Annotated in this window: 15 protein-coding genes; 2 read left to right on the top strand and 13 right to left on the bottom strand. The window is 65.7% G+C overall.

Annotated elements, in window-relative coordinates; translation table 11 throughout:
* Nucleotides 1–80: 80 nt before the first annotated feature.
* Genes guaD through xdhA form a run of 4 tightly spaced genes read right to left on the bottom strand, consistent with a single transcriptional unit; the run spans nt 81 to nt 5,848 of the window.
* Nucleotides 81–1,364, bottom strand: coding sequence for a guanine deaminase (gene guaD / locus FIU66_RS05675; protein WP_167621797.1), 1,284 nt, complete (start codon nt 1,362–1,364; stop codon nt 81–83).
* Entirely contained in the window at nt 1,352–2,092 is a 741-nt protein-coding gene (gene xdhC / locus FIU66_RS05670; protein WP_167621796.1) for a xanthine dehydrogenase accessory protein XdhC, read from the bottom strand. The genes guaD and xdhC overlap by 13 nt, the downstream gene beginning before the upstream one ends.
* Nucleotides 2,089–4,395 (bottom strand): xanthine dehydrogenase molybdopterin binding subunit, encoded by a 2,307-nt coding sequence (gene xdhB, locus FIU66_RS05665; protein ID WP_167621795.1) that lies wholly within the window; start codon nt 4,393–4,395, stop codon nt 2,089–2,091. Before xdhB ends, xdhC begins: the two co-directional genes overlap by 4 nt.
* A gap of 1 nt (nt 4,396) precedes the next feature.
* A complete protein-coding gene (gene xdhA / locus FIU66_RS05660) occupies nt 4,397–5,848 on the bottom strand; it encodes a xanthine dehydrogenase small subunit (protein WP_167621794.1) in 1,452 nt (483 codons plus the stop codon).
* A 113-nt stretch (nt 5,849–5,961) separates the two neighbouring features.
* Here xdhA and FIU66_RS05655 point away from each other — a divergent pair, with 113 nt between their 5' ends.
* Nucleotides 5,962–6,861: a LysR family transcriptional regulator gene (locus tag FIU66_RS05655; protein ID WP_167621793.1), complete on the top strand. Its 900-nt coding sequence runs from the start codon at nt 5,962–5,964 to the stop codon at nt 6,859–6,861.
* Here FIU66_RS05655 and FIU66_RS05650 read toward each other — a convergent pair.
* The 9 genes from FIU66_RS05650 to bhcA form a co-directional block, all read right to left on the bottom strand.
* The gene (locus tag FIU66_RS05650) at nt 6,858–7,295 is read right to left on the bottom strand and encodes a GNAT family N-acetyltransferase (RefSeq protein WP_167621792.1); all 438 of its coding nucleotides are present in this window, start codon (nt 7,293–7,295) and stop codon (nt 6,858–6,860) included. The two genes, FIU66_RS05655 and FIU66_RS05650, sit on opposite strands and share 4 nt — an antisense overlap.
* A gap of 3 nt (nt 7,296–7,298) precedes the next feature.
* On the bottom strand, nt 7,299–8,561 hold the full coding sequence (locus FIU66_RS05645) for a urate hydroxylase PuuD (protein WP_167621791.1): 1,263 nt from the start codon (nt 8,559–8,561) through the stop codon (nt 7,299–7,301).
* Between the two features lie 3 nt (nt 8,562–8,564).
* The gene (gene uraH, locus FIU66_RS05640; protein ID WP_167621790.1) at nt 8,565–8,918 is read right to left on the bottom strand and encodes a hydroxyisourate hydrolase; all 354 of its coding nucleotides are present in this window, start codon (nt 8,916–8,918) and stop codon (nt 8,565–8,567) included.
* A gap of 173 nt (nt 8,919–9,091) precedes the next feature.
* The gene (locus FIU66_RS05635) at nt 9,092–10,441 is read right to left on the bottom strand and encodes an 8-oxoguanine deaminase (protein WP_167621789.1); all 1,350 of its coding nucleotides are present in this window, start codon (nt 10,439–10,441) and stop codon (nt 9,092–9,094) included.
* The gene (locus FIU66_RS05630; protein WP_167621788.1) at nt 10,425–11,903 is read right to left on the bottom strand and encodes a nucleobase:cation symporter-2 family protein; all 1,479 of its coding nucleotides are present in this window, start codon (nt 11,901–11,903) and stop codon (nt 10,425–10,427) included. Before FIU66_RS05630 ends, FIU66_RS05635 begins: the two co-directional genes overlap by 17 nt.
* 35 nt (nt 11,904–11,938) lie before the next feature.
* Nucleotides 11,939–12,901, bottom strand: coding sequence for an iminosuccinate reductase BhcD (gene bhcD, locus FIU66_RS05625; protein WP_167621787.1), 963 nt, complete (start codon nt 12,899–12,901; stop codon nt 11,939–11,941).
* Entirely contained in the window at nt 12,901–14,064 is a 1,164-nt protein-coding gene (gene bhcC / locus FIU66_RS05620; protein WP_167621786.1) for a 3-hydroxy-D-aspartate aldolase BhcC, read from the bottom strand. Before bhcC ends, bhcD begins: the two co-directional genes overlap by 1 nt.
* Nucleotides 14,065–14,076: 12 nt before the next feature.
* Nucleotides 14,077–15,036 (bottom strand): beta-hydroxyaspartate dehydratase BhcB, encoded by a 960-nt coding sequence (gene bhcB / locus FIU66_RS05615; RefSeq protein WP_167621785.1) that lies wholly within the window; start codon nt 15,034–15,036, stop codon nt 14,077–14,079.
* Nucleotides 15,036–16,223 carry an L-aspartate--glyoxylate aminotransferase BhcA gene (gene bhcA, locus FIU66_RS05610; protein WP_167621784.1) on the bottom strand — a complete coding sequence of 396 codons (1,188 nt, stop codon included), beginning with the start codon at nt 16,221–16,223 and terminating at the stop codon, nt 15,036–15,038. The genes bhcB and bhcA overlap by 1 nt, the downstream gene beginning before the upstream one ends.
* Before the next feature lie 184 nt (nt 16,224–16,407).
* Between bhcA and bhcR the strand changes: the two genes are divergently transcribed.
* The gene (gene bhcR / locus FIU66_RS05605; RefSeq protein WP_167621783.1) at nt 16,408–17,208 is read left to right on the top strand and encodes an HTH-type transcriptional regulator BhcR; all 801 of its coding nucleotides are present in this window, start codon (nt 16,408–16,410) and stop codon (nt 17,206–17,208) included.
* Nucleotides 17,209–17,248 lie beyond the last annotated feature (40 nt).

Raw genomic sequence — 17,248 nt, 5'->3', positions numbered from 1 at the left:
GTTTCCTTGTCTGCGGGAAAATCCGGAAGGTATGGAAGAAGTTCCCGAAGATCACGATTTCGTGGGTTGACCCGCCAGATTTAACCCAGTGCCTTCATCGGCTTGCCCGCAACATAGGTCTGGCGGATGCTGCGGTCGTCGCCCATGATCTGAAGGACGAACAGTTCCTGTTCGAGCGTTTCGGCCCGGTCCATGCGCAGCGCCATCGCGGGTGTCGCGCGGGCGTCCAGCACCACCAGATCCGCCATGCTGCCGGGGTCAAGCGTGCCGATCTGGTCCGCCATCCCCAGGGCCATCGCATTGCCGCGCGTGATCCAATGGAAGGCCGACAGCGGAGTCAGCTTCTGCCCGCGCAGTTGCAGGATCTTGTAGCCCTCGTTCAGGGTCTGCAGCATGGAATAGCTGGTGCCGCCGCCAACATCGGTGGCGATGCCGCTGACCACGCCTGCCTCGCGCAGGCCCGCCTCGTCGAACAGGCCCGAGCCCAGGAAAAGGTTCGAGGTCGGGCAGAACACTGCCCGGCTGCCGGTCTCGGCCATGCGCGCGATCTCTCGCGGGCGCAGGTGGATCGAATGGCCCAGCAGCAGCTTGTCCGACAGCAGGCCGTAGGTCTCGTAGATGTCCAGATAGTCGCGCGCCTGGGGATAAAGGCTCAGCGTGAAGTCGATCTCGTCCCTGTTTTCCGACAGGTGGGTCTGGATGTGGCAGTCGGGATGTTCGCGGACCAGCGTCCCCGCCATTTCCATCTGCTCGGGCGTCGAGGTGATCGCGAAGCGCGGCGTGATCGCGTAACGCAGGCGGCCGGTGCCGTGCCAGCGGTCGATCAGCGCCTTGCTGTCGTCGTATCCCTGCTGCGGTGTGTCCAGCACCTCGGGTGGGGCGTTGCGGTCCATCATCACCTTGCCGGCGACCATGGCCATGTTCCGGGCATGGGCGGCAGAGAACAGCGCCTCGGCGGATTCCTTGTGGACGGAACAGAAGGCGACGGCGGTGGTGGTGCCGTGATCGGTCAGCAGGTTCAGGAAAGCGTCGGCCATGGCGGGTGCGTGGCCCTGCTGGGCGAAGCGTGCTTCCTCGGGGAAGGTATAGGTGTTCAGCCAGTCAAGAAGCTGCGCGCCCCAGCTTGCGATCACCTGCACCTGCGGGAAATGGATATGCGTGTCGATGAAGCCCGGCATGATCAGGTGCGGGCGGTGGTCGATCTCGGCCAGGCCGTCGCGGGCAAGCTCGGCGTAATCGCCCACGGCCAGGATGCGGCCGTCCTCGACCAGGATGGCGCTGTCCTCGATGTAGCGGTGGTTGTCCTGGGTGTCGTGGGGGTCGGCATGGAAGCCAAGGACGCGGCCCCGGATCAGTTGTTGCATGGGTATTTTTTCAACGAAGAAGCTGCGGTCAGCCGCGCGATCAGTTCGGCGGCGGTGAAGGCGGCGATGACCGCCGGGCGCTTGTCATGGGTGAAGCCCGCGCCGATCGGGCAGACCAGCGGCGCAGGGTCGAGGCCCCGTTCGCGGGCGAAGCGGCTGAACTGCGCGCGCTTGGTGGCGCTGCCGATCATGCCGACATAGGACAGGTCGTCGCGCGACAGCGCCTCGGCGGCCAGGAGGAAGTCGAGCGCGTGGTCGTGGGTCAGGATCACCACGGCGCTGCCGGGGCGGGCCGCGCGGATCTCGGCCTCGGGCAGCGGGGTCAGGCGGGTCTCGATGCCAGGGGCGGCCTGGGCCAGTTCCTCGGGGCGGCTGTCGATCAGGGTCACGTTGACCGGCAGGGGCTGCATGGCCTGGGCCAGCGCACGGCCGACATGGCCCGCGCCGAAGACCAGCACGTCCGGGTGATCCTCGGGCGTGGGGCCTTCGCGGTCGAGATGCAGGACCACCCTGCCCCCGCAGCATTGCCCAATCTCGGGGCCCAGGGGGATGTCCATGCGCGCCTCGGCCTCGCCCGATGACAGCATGGCGCGGGCGCGGTCGATGGCCATGTATTCCAACTGCCCGCCGCCGATGGTGCCCTCGACCGATGCGGGGCCGACGAACATCTCGGCCCCGGCATCGCGCGGCGTGGACCCCAAGGCCTGGATGACCCGGACGCGGATCATCCCCGCAGCTTCTCGATCGCCATCAGCACGCGCTCGGGCGTGGCGGGGGCGTCAAGGCGGGCCGGTTCTCGATAGTCGCTGAACGATGCGACGGCCATGTTGATCGCCTCGAAGACGCTGATGCCCAGCATGAAGGGCGGCTCGCCCACGGCCTTGGACCGCTTGATGGTGCGCTCGGACGCCTCGGACCAGTCGGCCAGCTTGACGTTGAAGACGCGCGGCCTGTCAGACGCCAGCGGCACCTTGTAGGTCGACGGCGCATGGGTCCGCAGGCGCCCCTTGTCGTCCCACCACAGTTCTTCCGTGGTCAGCCAGCCCGCGCCCTGAACAAAGGCGCCTTCGACCTGGCCCTTGTCCAAGGCCGGGTTCAGCGAGCGTCCCACGTCGTGGATCACGTCGGCGCGGTCGATCACGTATTCCCCGGTCAGCGTATCCACCGAAACCTCGGACACCGCTGCGCCATAGGCGTAGTAATAGAAGGGCCGCCCCCGACCCGTCGAACGGTCCCAGTGGATCTTGGGCGTCTTGTAGAAGCCTGCCGCCGACAGGTGGATGCGCGCCATGTAGGCCGCCGCGATCACTTCCCTGAAGGGGATCATGTGATCGCCCGCGCGGATATGGCCGGGAACGAAGCGCACCTCATCCTTGGGCTGCTGCCAGCGTTCGGACACGAATTCGACCAGCCGGGCCTTGATCTGTTCGGCCGCGTCAAGCGCGGCCATGCCGTTGAGATCCGTCCCTGACGACGCCGCCGTGGCCGAGGTATTGGGCACCTTTTCCGTCGTCGTGCGGGTGATCTTGATGTTGCCGATGTCGCACTGGAATGCTTCGGCCACGACCTGCGCGACCTTGGTGTTCAGGCCCTGCCCCATCTCGCAGCCGCCGTGGTTCAGCGCGATCGAGCCGTCGTTATAGACATGGATCAACGCGCCCGCCTGGTTGAACCAGGTCGCGGTGAAGCTGATGCCGAACTTGACCGGGGTCAGCGCGATGCCCTTGCGGATCACGCCGCCCTTGGCGTTCCAGTCCAGCACGGCCTGGCGGCGGGCCTGATAGTCGCTGGATGCCTCCAGATCCTCGAAGATGCGCGGCAGGATCTGGTCGGTGACCTCCTGATGATAGGGGGTCAGCTGGCCGTTCTGGTAAAGGTTCGCCTTGCGGATTTCCAGCGGGTCGCGGCCCAGGGCATAGGCGATCTCCTCGATCATCCGTTCGGCCACGATCACGCCCTGCGGGCCGCCAAAGCCCCGGAAGGCGGTGTTGCTGACCGTGTTGGTCTTCATGGGATGGCTGCTGACGCGCACGTCAGGATAGTAATAGGCGTTGTCGCAATGGAACAACGCGCGGTCGGTGACCGGGCCGGACAGGTCGGCCGAGAAGCCGCAGCGGGCATACCAGTCGCCCTGCACGGCGCGGATGCGGCCGTCGTCGTCGAAGCCAACCTCGTAGTCCACGACGAAATCGTGGCGCTTGCCGGTGGCGGTCATGTCGTCGTCGCGGTCGGGGCGAATCTTGACGGCGCGGTTCCAGCGTTTCGCGGCGATGGCCGCGACGCAGGAAAACAGGTTCATCTGCGTTTCCTTGCCGCCGAAGCCGCCGCCCATGCGCCGCACGTTCACCACGACCGCGTTGTTCTGGCAGCCCAGGACATGGGCCACCATGTGCTGCACCTCGGACGGGTGCTGGGTCGAGACGTTGATCGTGACGTCCTCGTCCTCGCCCGGAACGGCCATGGCGATCTGGCCTTCAAGATAGAAATGGTCCTGCCCGCCGATGTTGAAGCGGCCCTTGATGCGGCGGGGTGCGGCGGCCATGCCCGCGTCGGCATCGCCCCGGCGCAGCGTCAGGGGATCGGTGACATAGCCCATGCCCGCGTCCTTCGCAGCCATCGGATCAAGCGCATGGGGCAGCACGTCATAGGTGATGCGCGCCTTGTGCGCCGCGCGCCGCGCTTGGTCGCGGGTTTCCGCGATCACGGCAAAGATCGGCTGGCCCCAGAACAGGACCTCTTCCTCGGCGAAGATCGGGTCGTCGTTCTTGCCGTTGGGGGACACGTCGTTGACGCCGGGAATGTCCTTGGCGGTCAGCACGCCCACCACGCCGGGATGCGCCAGCGTTTCGGAAAAATCCATGCCGGTGATCTTGCCATGCGCGCAATGCGACAGGCCCAGATAGGCGTGCAGAAGCCCATGGGGTTCGGCCAGGTCGTCGGTGTAATCCGCGCGGCCGGTGACATGCTTGATGGCGCTGTCGTGGATCGTGTCCTGGTGCGCCTGGCCGCGAATGATGAGATCGTCTTTCATGTCATGCTCCAACGGCTTCATGCAGGCGCACCGGCAGGCCGGTCTCGGTCTGCTCCAGCCAGAAGCGGCGGAACAGGTTGGCGGCGACCGCGCGACGATAATCGGCGCTGGCGCGCCAGTCGGACAGGGGCTGGAAATCGTCGGCCACGGCGCGGGCGGCTGCCTCGAAGGTGTCGCGGGCGAAGGGCTGGCCCTTCAGCGCGGCCTCGGCCCCTGCGGCGCGCTTGGGGATGCCCGCCATGCCGCCAAAGCAGATACGGGCGTCGGTGATGGTGCCATTCTCAACGGTCAGGCAGAAACCGGCGGCCACGGCGGTGATGTCGCTGTCGCGGCGCTTGCTGACCTTGTAGGCGGCGATCCGGGCCTGCGGCTTGGTCGGGATGATGACCTCCTCGACAAACTCGCCAACGCTCCGGTCCTGCCTGCCGTATTCGATGAAGAAATCCTCCAGCGGCAGTTCGCGCCGCGCGGCGCCCTTGCGCAGCACGATCCGCGCGCCAAGCGCGATGAGCAGGGGCGGCGTGTCGCCGATGGGCGAACCGTTGGCGATGTTGGCCCCAATCGTGCCCATGTTGCGCACCTGCCAGCCGCCGATCCGCAGCCAATAGTCATGGGCGGCGGGGATGTGCTGGCGGATCAGGGGCGCGGCTTCGGAATAAGTGACGCCCGCACCCAGGCGGATCTCCTCGCCCTCCACACGCTTGGACTTCATCAGGTGGCCGATGAACACCGCCGGAGAGATGTCGCGCATGAATTTCGTGACCCACAGGCCCACATCGGTCGCGCCCGCGATGATCGTGGCCTTCGGCTCGGCTTCCAGCACGGCGGCAAGGTCATCCACATCGGCGGGGATGATGGCACGCTCGCCACCCTTCGACAGCTCGACCCTCTCGCCCCGCATCTCGCGCAGCTTCGCGGTCACCAGTTCCCGTTCCACCGCCAGGGCGTCGGATGCCTGTCCGCCCGCCCGTCCGGCTGCAAGCGCGGCCTTGATGATCGGCTCGTATCCCGTGCAGCGGCAGATATTGCCCTGCAGCGCGACTTCGATATCGGTGGCCGTGGCGCCCGGATTGGTCATCCACAAGCCATACAGCGCAATCACGATGCCCGGCGTGCAGAAGCCGCACTGGCTGCCGTGATGTTCCACCATCGCGGCCTGGATCGGGTGCAGACCGCCGTCCGGCCCGCGCAGATGCTCGATCGTGACGATATGGCAGCCATGGCAGGATGCCAGGAAGCGGATGCAGGCGTTCACGGGTTCATAGATCAGCCCGTCGTCGGTCAGGCGGCCCACCAGCACAGTGCAGGCGCCGCAGTCCCCCTCGGCGCAGCCTTCCTTGGTCCCGGTCAGACGCCGGTTGATGCGCAGGAAATCCAGCAGCGTGTCCGAGGCACCGACCTCGGTCAGTTCAACCTGCTGACCGTTCAGCAGAAAGCGCAGGGCGGGTGTCATGGCATTCCTTCGTGGCTGTGGACCCGTCATCAAGCTAGGCCGAAAAAAACGGTTGCGAAATTGGTGCCGACCCGGAAGACTTTACACGAATCCTTGAAAACGGCCTATCATCCATGTCCTATCTTGAAAGCCTGCGCGTCTTTGTCCGTGTGGTCGAACTGGGCTCGATCACGTCCGGCGGGCGGGATCTGCGGCTTTCACCGGCAGTTGCCTCGAATCGCATCAAGGATCTTGAAAACCGCTTCGGCGTCAGGCTTCTGAACCGCACCACCCGCAAGCTGACCCCGACCGAGATCGGCCGCGCCTTTTATGACAATGCCCGTCGCGTGATCGACACCCTGGACGAGGCCGAGGCCTTGGTCAGCAGCTTCTCGGGCCGCCCGCAGGGGGTGATCCGCTTGACCGCGCCCTTGGGCCTGGGACGACGGCTGATCGCCCCGCTGATCCCGCCCTTCTGCAAGGAAAACCCTGGTGTCGAGTTCCGGCTGAGGCTGTCGGACCGGAACGTCAACATCGTCGAGGACGCCATCGACCTGGCCTTCTTCCTGGGCGAACCTGCCGATTCGGCGCTGAAATGGCGCAAGATCGCGGATTGTCCGCGCGTGCTGGTCGCCTCGCCCGACTACCTGTCGCGGCACGGCGCGCCCAAGGCGCCCGAGGATCTGGTCGACCATAACTGCCTGCTGCTGCGCTATCCCCGCAGCCCCGAGTTCTACTGGGTTCTGCAGACCGATGACGGCCCGCAAAAGATGATGGTCTCGGGGCGTTTCGACACCGATGACGGCGACGTCCTGACAACCTGGGCGCTTGGCGGCGAAGGCATCGCCAACCGGCCTCTCTACGAGGTCGCGGCAGATATCAAGGCCGGGCGCCTGGTCGAGGTCCTGCCGCAGAACCGCCCCCTGCCTGCGCAGTTCGGCGCCCTGACGCCGCATCGGCGGTTGCAGGACCCGAAGGTGCGGATGTTCGCGGACTTCGCGGTGCGAGAATTGAAGAAGGTCTTCGACCGCTAGGCAGGACGGGTCTTGAAAAGGCGGATATTTCCGTTGCCCAGATCGATCTCGCTGCCCCAGCCGAGATGGCGGTAAACGGCAGCGGCGCGGGTGCCGCGTCCGGTTTCAAGCCAGATGACAGGGTGGCGCTGAAACAGCGCGGCCTCGGCCCTGGCGACAAGCGCGCCCCCGATGCCGCGCCCTTCGCATTCAGGCCGCACAAAGGCCGCGAACAGGGTTCCCGCGTTGTCGTCGATCATGGAAAAGCCGGCGATCCGGTCGTCCTCGACGGCGACCCAACAGCAAGGGGCCGCCCCGATCATCGCCGAAACGCTTTCGGGCGTGATGCCCAGTCCGGCCAGTTCCCCGACCCCTTGGTGGTTTTCCCGGACCGAGGTCCGCACCTCGAACAGGGACGCCGTATCCTCGGGCCGTGCGGGCCGGATACGGAACACGGCCTACATCCCCGCCAGGCTTGCCCCGCCCGCCGCACGGAACCAGCGGATGATCTGCTCGCGCTCCTGCGGCTCCATGTAGGTGACGTTGGCGGGCGGCATCGCGTCGGTCAAGCCAGCCTGGACATAGATCTCTCGGGCGTGCTTCGCGATATCGCCGGGGGTTTCCAGGAAGACCCCCTTCGGCGCATGATGGATGCCTTCGTATCCCGGCTCACGCGCGTGGCACATGGAACAGCGGCCCAGCACGGCGTCGCTGACCTGCCCGAATCCCTCGGCCTCGGCGAAGCGGGCCTCGACCGGGGTCAGGGGCCGGGCCTCGGCCTGTTCCAGCGTGTCCTGGTTCAGGCCTGCGGAGGACAGCCACATCACCATGATGAACAGCACCACCGTCACCGCCCAGGTCCACCACTGGTATCCCTTGCGGGCGTGCATGGTGTTGAAGAAATGCCGGATGGTCACGCCCATCAGGAAGATCAGCGCCGCGATCAGCCAGTTGTACTGGCTGGCGAAGGCCAGCGGATAGTGGTTCGACAGCATCAGGAAGATGACCGGCAGCGTCAGATAGTTGTTGTGGGTGGAACGCAGCTTGGCGATCTTGCCGTATTTCGGATCGGGCGCCCGCCCGGCCTTGAGGTCCACCACCACGATCCGCTGGTTCGGCATGATGATGAAGAACACGTTGGCCGTCATGATCGTGGCGGTGAAGGCGCCCAGGTGCAGCAGCGCCGCGCGGCCCGTGAAGACCTGCGTATAGCCCCAGCCCATCACGACAAGCGCCACGAACAGCAGCAGCATCAGGATCGTCGGCGTCTCGCCCAGCCTGGACTTGCACAGCGTGTCATAGATCAGCCAGCCAAGCGCCAGCGACCCGCCCGAGATCAGGATCGCCTGCCAGGTCGCAAGGTCGGCCTTGGCCGTGTCGATCAGATACAGGTTCGCGCCCGCCCAGTAGGTGACCATCAACAGCGCAGCGCCCGACAGCCAGGTGGAATAGCTTTCCCATTTGAACCAGGTCAGGTGGTCCGGCATCTGCTCAGGTGCGACCAGGTACTTGTTGATGTGGTAAAAGCCGCCGCCGTGGACCTGCCATTCCTCGCCATGCGCACCTTTCGGCAGGTGCGGCGCCTTTTGCAGCCCAAGATCCAGGGCGATGAAATAGAAGGAGGATCCGATCCAGGCGATGGCGGTGATGACATGGGTCCAGCGGATCGCGAATGCCAGCCATTCCCAGAGGACTATTTGGTCGGGGACAAGATGCAGCATGGATCAGCTTCCCCGATAGGTGGAATAGCCGAAGGGCGAGACCAGCAGCGGAACGTGGTAGTGATCGTGCTGCGACATCCCGAAGCGGATCGGGATCACGTCCAGGAAACGCGGGCTTTCGGGATCAACGCCGGTGGCGTCCATCCAGGCGCCCGCGTGGAATTCCAGTTCATACTGGCCGGTCGCGAAATCGGCAGCAGGCAGGATCTGGCTGTCGGTGCGGCCGTCGTGGTTGGTCTTCAATCGTGCAATTTCGGTCCGCTGGCCGTTTTCAAGACGGAACAGCACCACCTCCATCCCCTCGGCCGGACGGCCGCGCGCCGTGTCCAGCACATGGGTGGTCAGGTATCCAGGCATCGTCGCCCTCCCTCATTATCGCTGTTTTCTTGAATAACCGATCCCTTCGCATCCGCACGAGAGGGACCATAAGCAAGGTAGTCTTAAGATTTCGTAGAAAATCCGCCGTTCACTTTGGCGCAAGTATCCTCGGGGGGAGCGCGAAGCGCGTGGGGGGCAGACAGCCCCCCAGCCTACTCCGCCAGGCGCGCCACGGCCCTTTCGGCACGCGCCCGTAGATCGCGCGGATCAGCGGTCAGCAAACGGTGATCATCGACGACCGCCCTGCCCCCGACATAGACCGCCCTGGGCCGGATCGGCGCGCAGAAAACCAGCGCCGCCACCGGATCCCACTGCCCCGCCAGCGGCAGATCCGACACGTCCCACAACACCAGATCCGCCTGCGTCCCCGGCTTCAGCGCCCCGATGTCACTGCGCCCCAGCACCCGCGCGCCGCCAAGGGTCGCGATCTCCAATGCCTCGCGCGCGCCCATGGCGGCGGGGCCATCCTTCAGCCGCGCGACCAGCATCGCCTGCCGCGCCTCCAGCCCCAGATGGCTGCAATCGTTGCTGGCCGAACCATCGACGCCAAGCCCCACCGGAACGCCCGCGTCGCGCATGGCCCGGACGGGCGCGATGCCGCTGGCCAGCCGCGCGTTGGAACAGGGGCAATGCGCGACCCCCGTGCCGGTGCGGGCGTACAGGTCGATTTCCGGCGCGGACAGCTTGACGCAATGGGCGTGCCAGACATCGTCGCCGGTCCAGCCCAGGCTTTCGGCGTAATCGCCCGGCAGCATTCCGAAATTGTCCAGCGAATAGCAGACATCCTCGTCATTTTCGGCCAGGTGGGTGTGCAGGCGCACGCCCTTTTCGCGCGCCAGGATCGCGGCATCCCGCATCAGTTCCCGGCTGACGGAAAAGGGCGAACAGGGCGCAAGCGCCACCTGCACCATCGCGCCCTCGCCCGCGTCGTGGAAGGCATCCACCACGCGTTCGCTGTCGCGCAGGATCGCGGCTTCGTCCTCGACCAGGGCATCGGGCGGCAGGCCGCCCTTGCTTTCGCCGATGGACATGGCCCCGCGCGTGGCGGTGAAGCGGATGCCGATCTTCCCGGCTGCCTCGATGCTGTCGTCCAGGCGCGAGCCGTTCGGGAACAGGTAAAGGTGGTCGGACGAACAGGTGCAGCCCGACAGCGCCAGTTCCGCAAGCCCGACCTCGGCCGACAGGCCGATGTCGTCGGGCGTCATGCGCGACCAGATGGGATAAAGCGTGCGCAGCCAACCGAACAGCGCGGCATCCTGCGCGGCGGGCACTGCGCGGGTTAGGGTCTGGAACAGGTGGTGATGGGTGTTGACCAGGCCCGGCGTGACGACGCAGCCGGCAGCGTTGATGATTTCAGCGCCATCGCGCGGCAGGTTTTCACCCGCCGCGACGATCTTTCCGTTCTCTACCAGGACATCGCCGCCCCGGATCTCACGCCTGGCGTCGTCCATTGTGACGACGACCTCGGCGCCCCGGAACAGCGTCCTAGTGGTCCGCGACATGACCCGCCGCCCGCAGCTCTTCCTCGTCCACATGGGCCGCGCCGTTGTAGAACCAGTTCAGCAGAACCGCCGTGATCGCCGCCAGCAGGATGCCGGAATGGATCAGCGGATGGATCGCGTGCGGCATCCACTGGTTGAAGTTCGGCGCGACCAGCGGGATCATCCCCATCCCGACCGAGATCGCGACGATGAACAGGTTGTGCCGGTTGTTCGCAAAATCGACCCGGGCCAGGATCCGCACGCCGGTCGCAGCCACCATGCCGAACATGACCAGGCCCGCGCCGCCCAGAACGGTCGTCGGCAGGCTTTCGACAAGCGCGCCCATCTTCGGGATCAGGCCCAGCACGATCATGATCGCGCCGCCTGCCACGCAAACGAAGCGCGACCGGATGCCGGTGACGCCCACCAGACCGACGTTCTGCGAGAACGAGGTATAGGGGAAAGTGTTGAAGATGCCGCCGATGGTCGTTCCCAAGCCGTCGGCGCGCAGTCCTGCGGCCAGGGCTTTCTGGTCCAGCGGCTTCTTGCAGATGTCCGACAGGGCCAGGAACATGCCGGTGGATTCGATCAGCGTGACCAGCATGACCAGCACCATGGTGGCGATCATGATCGGGTCGAAGGTCGGCATCCCGAAATGGAAGGGCTTGATCACCGCGAACCATTCCGCCGCGCCGACCTTGTCGAAGTTCATCATGCCCATCATGGCCGCGACGATGCCGCCCACGACGATGCCGACCAGCACCGCGATATTCGACAGGAAGCCGCGGGCGAATTTCGACACCAGCAGGATCGTGCCCAGCACCAGCACCGCGATCAGGATGTTCTGCCCCGCCGCATAAAGCGGGTTCTGCACCGTGGGCGCCAGCGTCACGCTGGCGGGGACGTTGCCTGCCGCGCGCGCGGCCTCCAGCCAGGCAGCGGCCTCGGGGTCGACAATCTTGGGCGCGGTGGGGCCGACTTGCAGGCCGAAGATCCAGTTGATGCCGATAGGCATCAGGCTGATGCCGATGGTCAGGATCAGGGTGCCTGTGACCACGGGCGGGAAAAAGCGCAGCATCTTCGAAATGAAGGGCGCGATGAAGATGCCGATGATGCCCGCCGCGATGATCGCGCCGAACAGGGCGCGCGCGCCTTCATGGCCGGGCAGGGATGTCGCGACCGCGACCATCGGGCCTACGGATGCAAAGGTCACGCCCATCATCACCGGCAGCTTGATGCCGAAATACTGGGTCGCGCCAAGGCTCTGGATGATGGACACCACGCCGCAGACGAACAGGTCGGCGGAAATCAGGAACGCCACCTCCTCGGGCGGCAGGTTCAGCGCGCGGCCGACGATCAGCGGGACCGCGATGGCCCCCGCATACATGACCAGCACATGCTGGAAGCCAAGCGTGAACAGCTTGGGGGCGGGCAGCACTTCATCGACCGGATGCGTGCTGCCTTGGTAAGTTGCGTCAGACATGGCGGACCTCCCTTTCCACGGATGCCTTGTTTCGTTCAGATCTCGACCCTGGTGGCCTTTCCCTGCTGCTTGGCCAGTTCCACCACGGCGCTTGCGACTGCGAGATCCTGCAGCCCCACGCCTGTTCCGTCGAAGATGGTGACTTCCGCATCGCCGCGTCCCGGATGATTGCCGATGATGACCTGGCCTATCGCGGTGACGTCCTCTGCGGATATGGTTTTCTGCGCCGCGGCGTGCTGGAACTCACCGATGCTGAGGGATTGGGCAACCTCGTCGGTAAACAGGCGCGCCCGGGCGACAAGCGCGGGATCCAGTTCCTGCTTGCCCTTGGTGTCCGTGCCCATCGCGGCGATATGGGTGGGACCCTGGACATGGCCGTCCATCAGCAGCGGCTCGAAGGCCGAGGTGATCGAGATGATCACGTCGGCCTCGGCACCAAGCTGCGGCAGGTCCACGGCCTCGAAGGGCAGGCCCAGTTCAGCGGCGGTGTCGGCCAGCCGGGACAGCATCTCGGGATGCGGGTTCCAGCCGATCACCTTCTCGAAGTTGCCGAAGCGGATGGCGGCGCGCATCTGGAAGGCGGACTGGTGGCCCGCCCCGATCATGCCCAGCACCTTGGCGCCCTTGGGGGCCAGGTATTTGCTGGACACGGCGCTTGCCGCAGCCGTGCGCAGCGCAGTCAGCAGGTTACCCCCGACCGCTGCCGACACGCGCCCTGTGTCGGGATCGAACAGGAACACGGTGGACTGGTGGTTGATCAGCCCGTGCTTCTGGTTGTTCGGCCAATATCCCCCAGCCTTCAGGCCCAGGGTCAAGCCGCTGGCATCAAACCCGCCCTTGAAGCCATAGAGCGCATCCTCGTGCCCGATGGCCTCCCGCACGACGGGGAAGTTGCGGGCCTCCCCGCGCGCCATGGCGGCGAAGACTGCCTCGACCGCGTCGAACGCGGCCTCGGGGGTCATCAGGCCGGCGATCTCGCTTTCAGGAACGACCCACATCAATAGGCCTTCCCGCGCGCCGAGACCGGCCACAGCGTTTCCACCTTGCCGTTCCGGACGCCCACATACCAGTCATGGACGTTGCAGGTCGGGTCGCAATGGCCCGGCACCAGCCGCAGCTTGTCGTTGACCTTGAGGACGCCGTTGTCGTCCTGGACCACGCCATGTTCGTCGCTGCACTTGATGTACTTGACGTCGTCGCGGCCATAGATGAAGGGCAGCCCGCTGTCGACCGACTGCGCCTTGAGGCCCGCGTCCACCACCGCCAGATGCGGCTTGGCGTGGGACATGACGGAGGTCAGGATGAACAGCGCGTTTTCCCATTCGCCCTGGTCGATGCGCTTGCCGTCCTTGTCCTGGATGCGGCCATAATCCGCATCCATGAAGGCGTAGGAGCCGCACTGCAATTCGTTGTAAACGCCCGAGTTGCTTTCGAAGTAATAGCTGCCGGTGCCGCCGCCGGACACCAGTTCCGGTTCCAGCCCACAGGCCTTCAGCGCCTCGACCGCGTCCGTCACCTGGGCGATGGCGGCGTCCAGCTTGGCCTTGCGGTCCTCGTAGCTGTCCATGTGCTGCATGGCGCCCTGATAGGCCTGGATGCCGGTGAACTTCAGCCCCGGTGCCGCGTCGATGGCCTTGGCGATCTCCACCACCTCGGGCGTGGTCTTGACGCCGCAGCGGCCCGCGCCGCAGTCGATCTCGACAAAGCACTCGATGGTCGTGCCATGCTTTTGCGCCGCCGCCGAGAGATCCGCCACGTTCGCGACGTCGTCCACGCAGACGATGATCCGGCTGCCCAGCTTGGGCAGGCGGGCCAGGCGGTCGATCTTCAGCGGGTCGCGCACCTGGTTGCTGACCAGCACGTCCTTGATGCCGCCGCGCACGAAGACCTCGGCCTCGGAGACCTTCTGGCAGCAGACGCCGACCGCGCCGCCAAGACTTTCCTGCAGCTTCAGTACGTCAACAGACTTGTGCATCTTGCCGTGGGCGCGGTGGCGCATCCCGTGCGCCTTGGCGTAATCGCCCATCTTCCGGATGTTCCGCTCCAGCGCGTCCAGGTCCAGGATCAGGCAGGGCGTCTGGATGTCCTTTTCATCCATGCCCGGCAATGCGGGCACGTCGAAGCCGACCTCCAGGTTGTCGAAGTTCACGGGTGCGTTCATGATGCCTCTCCCTCAGATCCAGGGCAGCTTGTCGAGATCGACATTGCCGCCGGTGATGATGATGCCGACGCGCTTGCCGGCGAATGCGTCGCGGTTCTTCAGGACGGTGGCCAGCGGCACCGCGCTGCTGGGTTCCATCACGACGCGCAGGTGCTTCCAGATCAGCTTCATCGCCTCGACGATCTCGGCGTCGGACGCCGTGTAGATCTCGGACACATGGTTGCTGACGAAGTGCCAGGTCAGGTCCTTCAAGGGCACCAGCAGGCCATCGGCGATGGTTTTGGGCGCGTCGTCGGCGATGATGTGGCCCGCCTTGAAGCTGCGATAGGCGTCGTCGGCCTGCTCGGGCTCGGCCGCGATGACCTTCGTTTCCGGGGCCAGCGTCGCAAGCGCCAGGCAGGTGCCCGAGATCATGCCGCCCCCGCCGATGGGCGCCACCACCATGTCCAGCCCGTCGGTCTGCTCCATGAACTCCTTGGAACAGGTGCCCTGCCCCGCGATCACGCGCGGGTCGTTGTAGGGGTGGACGAAATCGCCCCCGGTCCGCGCCTGAACCTCGGCGAAGGTCGCCTCGCGCGAGGAGGTGGAGGGTTCGCATTCGGTGATGACGCCGCCGTAACGGCGCACCGTGTCCTTCTTGGCCTGCGGCGCGGTGCGCGGCATCACCACGTTGCAGGGAATGCCCCTCCGCATTGCAGCATAGGACAGGCAGGAGGCGTGGTTGCCGCTGGAATGCGTCGCCACCCCCCTGGCAGCCTGCGCCTCGTCCAGGCCGAAGACGGCGTTGGCGGCGCCGCGGACCTTGAAGGCGCCCGGCTCCTGGAAGTTCTCGCATTTGAAGAACAGCTGCGCGCCGGTCAGGTCGTTCAGGTAGTCCGAGACACGGACCGGCGTGCGGCGGATGTAAGGCTGGATGCGCTCGTGCGCGTCCAGCATGTCCTGATAGGTCGGGATCTGCATGGCGTCCTTCATCACGCGGCAGCCTTCATTGCGGTGGCGCTGTGCCGGTAATGGTCCTGCGCGGCGGCGACGCCCTTGCCCAGCGTCACCGGCAGTCCCAGGTCGGCCATGACCATCTCGGCTGTGGCGATGCCCGACAGCGCCATCACGTCGGTCAGGCTGCCCAGGTGGCCGATGCGGAAGACCTTGCCCGCCACATCGCCAAGCCCGGTCCCGAAGGCCACGCCATACGCGTTCAGCGCGTGGCTGACGATCTTGTTGGCATCAAAGCCTTCCGGCACGCGGATCGCGCTGACGCTGTCGGAATAAAGTTCGGGCCGCTTGGCGCAAAGCTGCATCCCCCAGGCACCGACCGCGCGGCGCACCCCCTCGGCGATGCGGTGGTGGCGGGCGAAGACGTTTTCCAGCCCCTCGTCCAGCAGCATGTCGCAGGCGACGTTCAGGCCATTCAGCAGCCCGACCGGCGGCGTGTAGGGATAGCCGTTGTTGGCATAGCCTTTCGCCATGTCACGGATGTCGAAGAAGGTGCGCTGCAGCTTCGCGGTCTCGACCGCCGCCATCGCCTTGGGCGAGAAGCCGACGATGGCAAGGCCAGGGGGCAGCATGAAGCCCTTCTGGCTGCCGGTCACGGCAATATCGACGCCCCATTCGTCCATGCGGAAATCATAGCACGCGATGGAAGAAACCCCGTCCACGAACAGCAACGCCGGATGGCCGGCATTGTCCAGGGCGCGGCGGACGGCCGCGATGTCGCTGCGCACGCCGGTGGCGGTTTCGTTATGCGTCGCCAGGACGACCTTGATCTGGTGGCCCTTGTCGGCGGTCAGGATCTCCTCGAATCGGTCCGCCGGGACACCCTCGCCCCATTCCTGCGTGACGACCTGCACCTCCAGCCCGTGACGCTGGCACATGTCGATCCAACGGTGACTGAACATGCCGTTGCGGGTGGCCAGGAGCTTGTCGCCGGGCGACAGCGTGTTGGTGATCGCGGTCTCCCACCCGCCGGTCCCGGTCGAGGGGAAGACGAAGACCTGGCCCTGCGTGGTCTTCAGCACCTTCTTCACCCCTTCAAGCGCAGGATGCAGGATCCGGCCGAAGACAGGGCTGCGATGGTCGATCGTGGGCATGTCCACGGCCTTGCGCAGCACTTCCGGAATGTTGGTGGGGCCTGGAATGAACACGGGATTCTGGCTGGTCATGGCTCTTCCTCCTCTGATACGTCCAGCATACCCCCTGCGACCAGATGCCACAATTTTTCTGGAAATGTTTTCCATTATGGGCCAGAAAGCGGAATTGAGCCGCTTGATCATCATCTTGGCATTTTTCAGGCCATGTTTCTGATTATTGCGGTTTTCGTTATGTATTCTTAAGAAAAGGGCGAAAATGACCGAACCTACCCGCCGCCGCGGTCGTCCTCGCAGCACCAAGGACGCGGCCGGGACCGTGCAGGTGCTGGACCGGGCGCTTGACATGCTGGACCTGCTGGCGGCCCATCCGGGCCTGACCTTGTCCGAAGTGGCAGAGCGCATCGACCAGCCGCCTTCGACGGTGCATCGCCTGCTGCATTCCATGGCCGCGCGCGGGATCGTGGAAAGCGACCCGGCCACGCAGGCCTGGAATATCGGCCCTGCGACCTTCCGGCTGGGTTCGGCCTTCATGCGCCGGTCCGGCATCGTGGAGCGCGCCCGGCCCATCCTGCAGGCGCTGATGAAACACACGGGCGAGACCGCGAACCTGGGGATCCTGAACGGCGATGCGGTGCTGTTCGTCAGCCAGGCCGAAACGCAGGAAACCATCCGCGCCTTCTTCCCGCCGGGCACGCGCTCGCCCCTGCACGCATCGGGTATCGGCAAGGCGCTGCTGGCCTTTGGCAGGCCCGAGACGTTGCAGGCCTATCTGGACGGTGCAAGCCTTGTCCGCTTCACCGAAAGGACGCTGGCCACGCCCGACGCCCTGACGGCAGACATGGCCCGCATCCGGTCGCGCGGCTTTTCCTTCGACGACGAGGAACGGACCCGCGGGATGCGCTGCATCGCCGCCCCCGTCTTCGACCTGACGGGCGAGGCGATTGCCGGCGTCAGCGTCAGCGGCCCCACGCACCGGATCGGGCACGAGCATGTCAAGACGCTGGGCGCGGTCGTGGCGGCCGCGGCCGCGGAACTGAGCCATGCGATGGGCGGATAAAAAAGGGCTTCGCGATCGCTCGCGAAGCCTTGGGTTGCGC

The organism is Paracoccus sp. AK26 (assembly GCF_011801365.1).
Classification (GTDB): domain Bacteria; phylum Pseudomonadota; class Alphaproteobacteria; order Rhodobacterales; family Rhodobacteraceae; genus Paracoccus; species Paracoccus aerius.
Note: the sequence above shows the minus strand (reverse complement) of the source record. Positions and strands in the feature narration are given on the sequence as shown.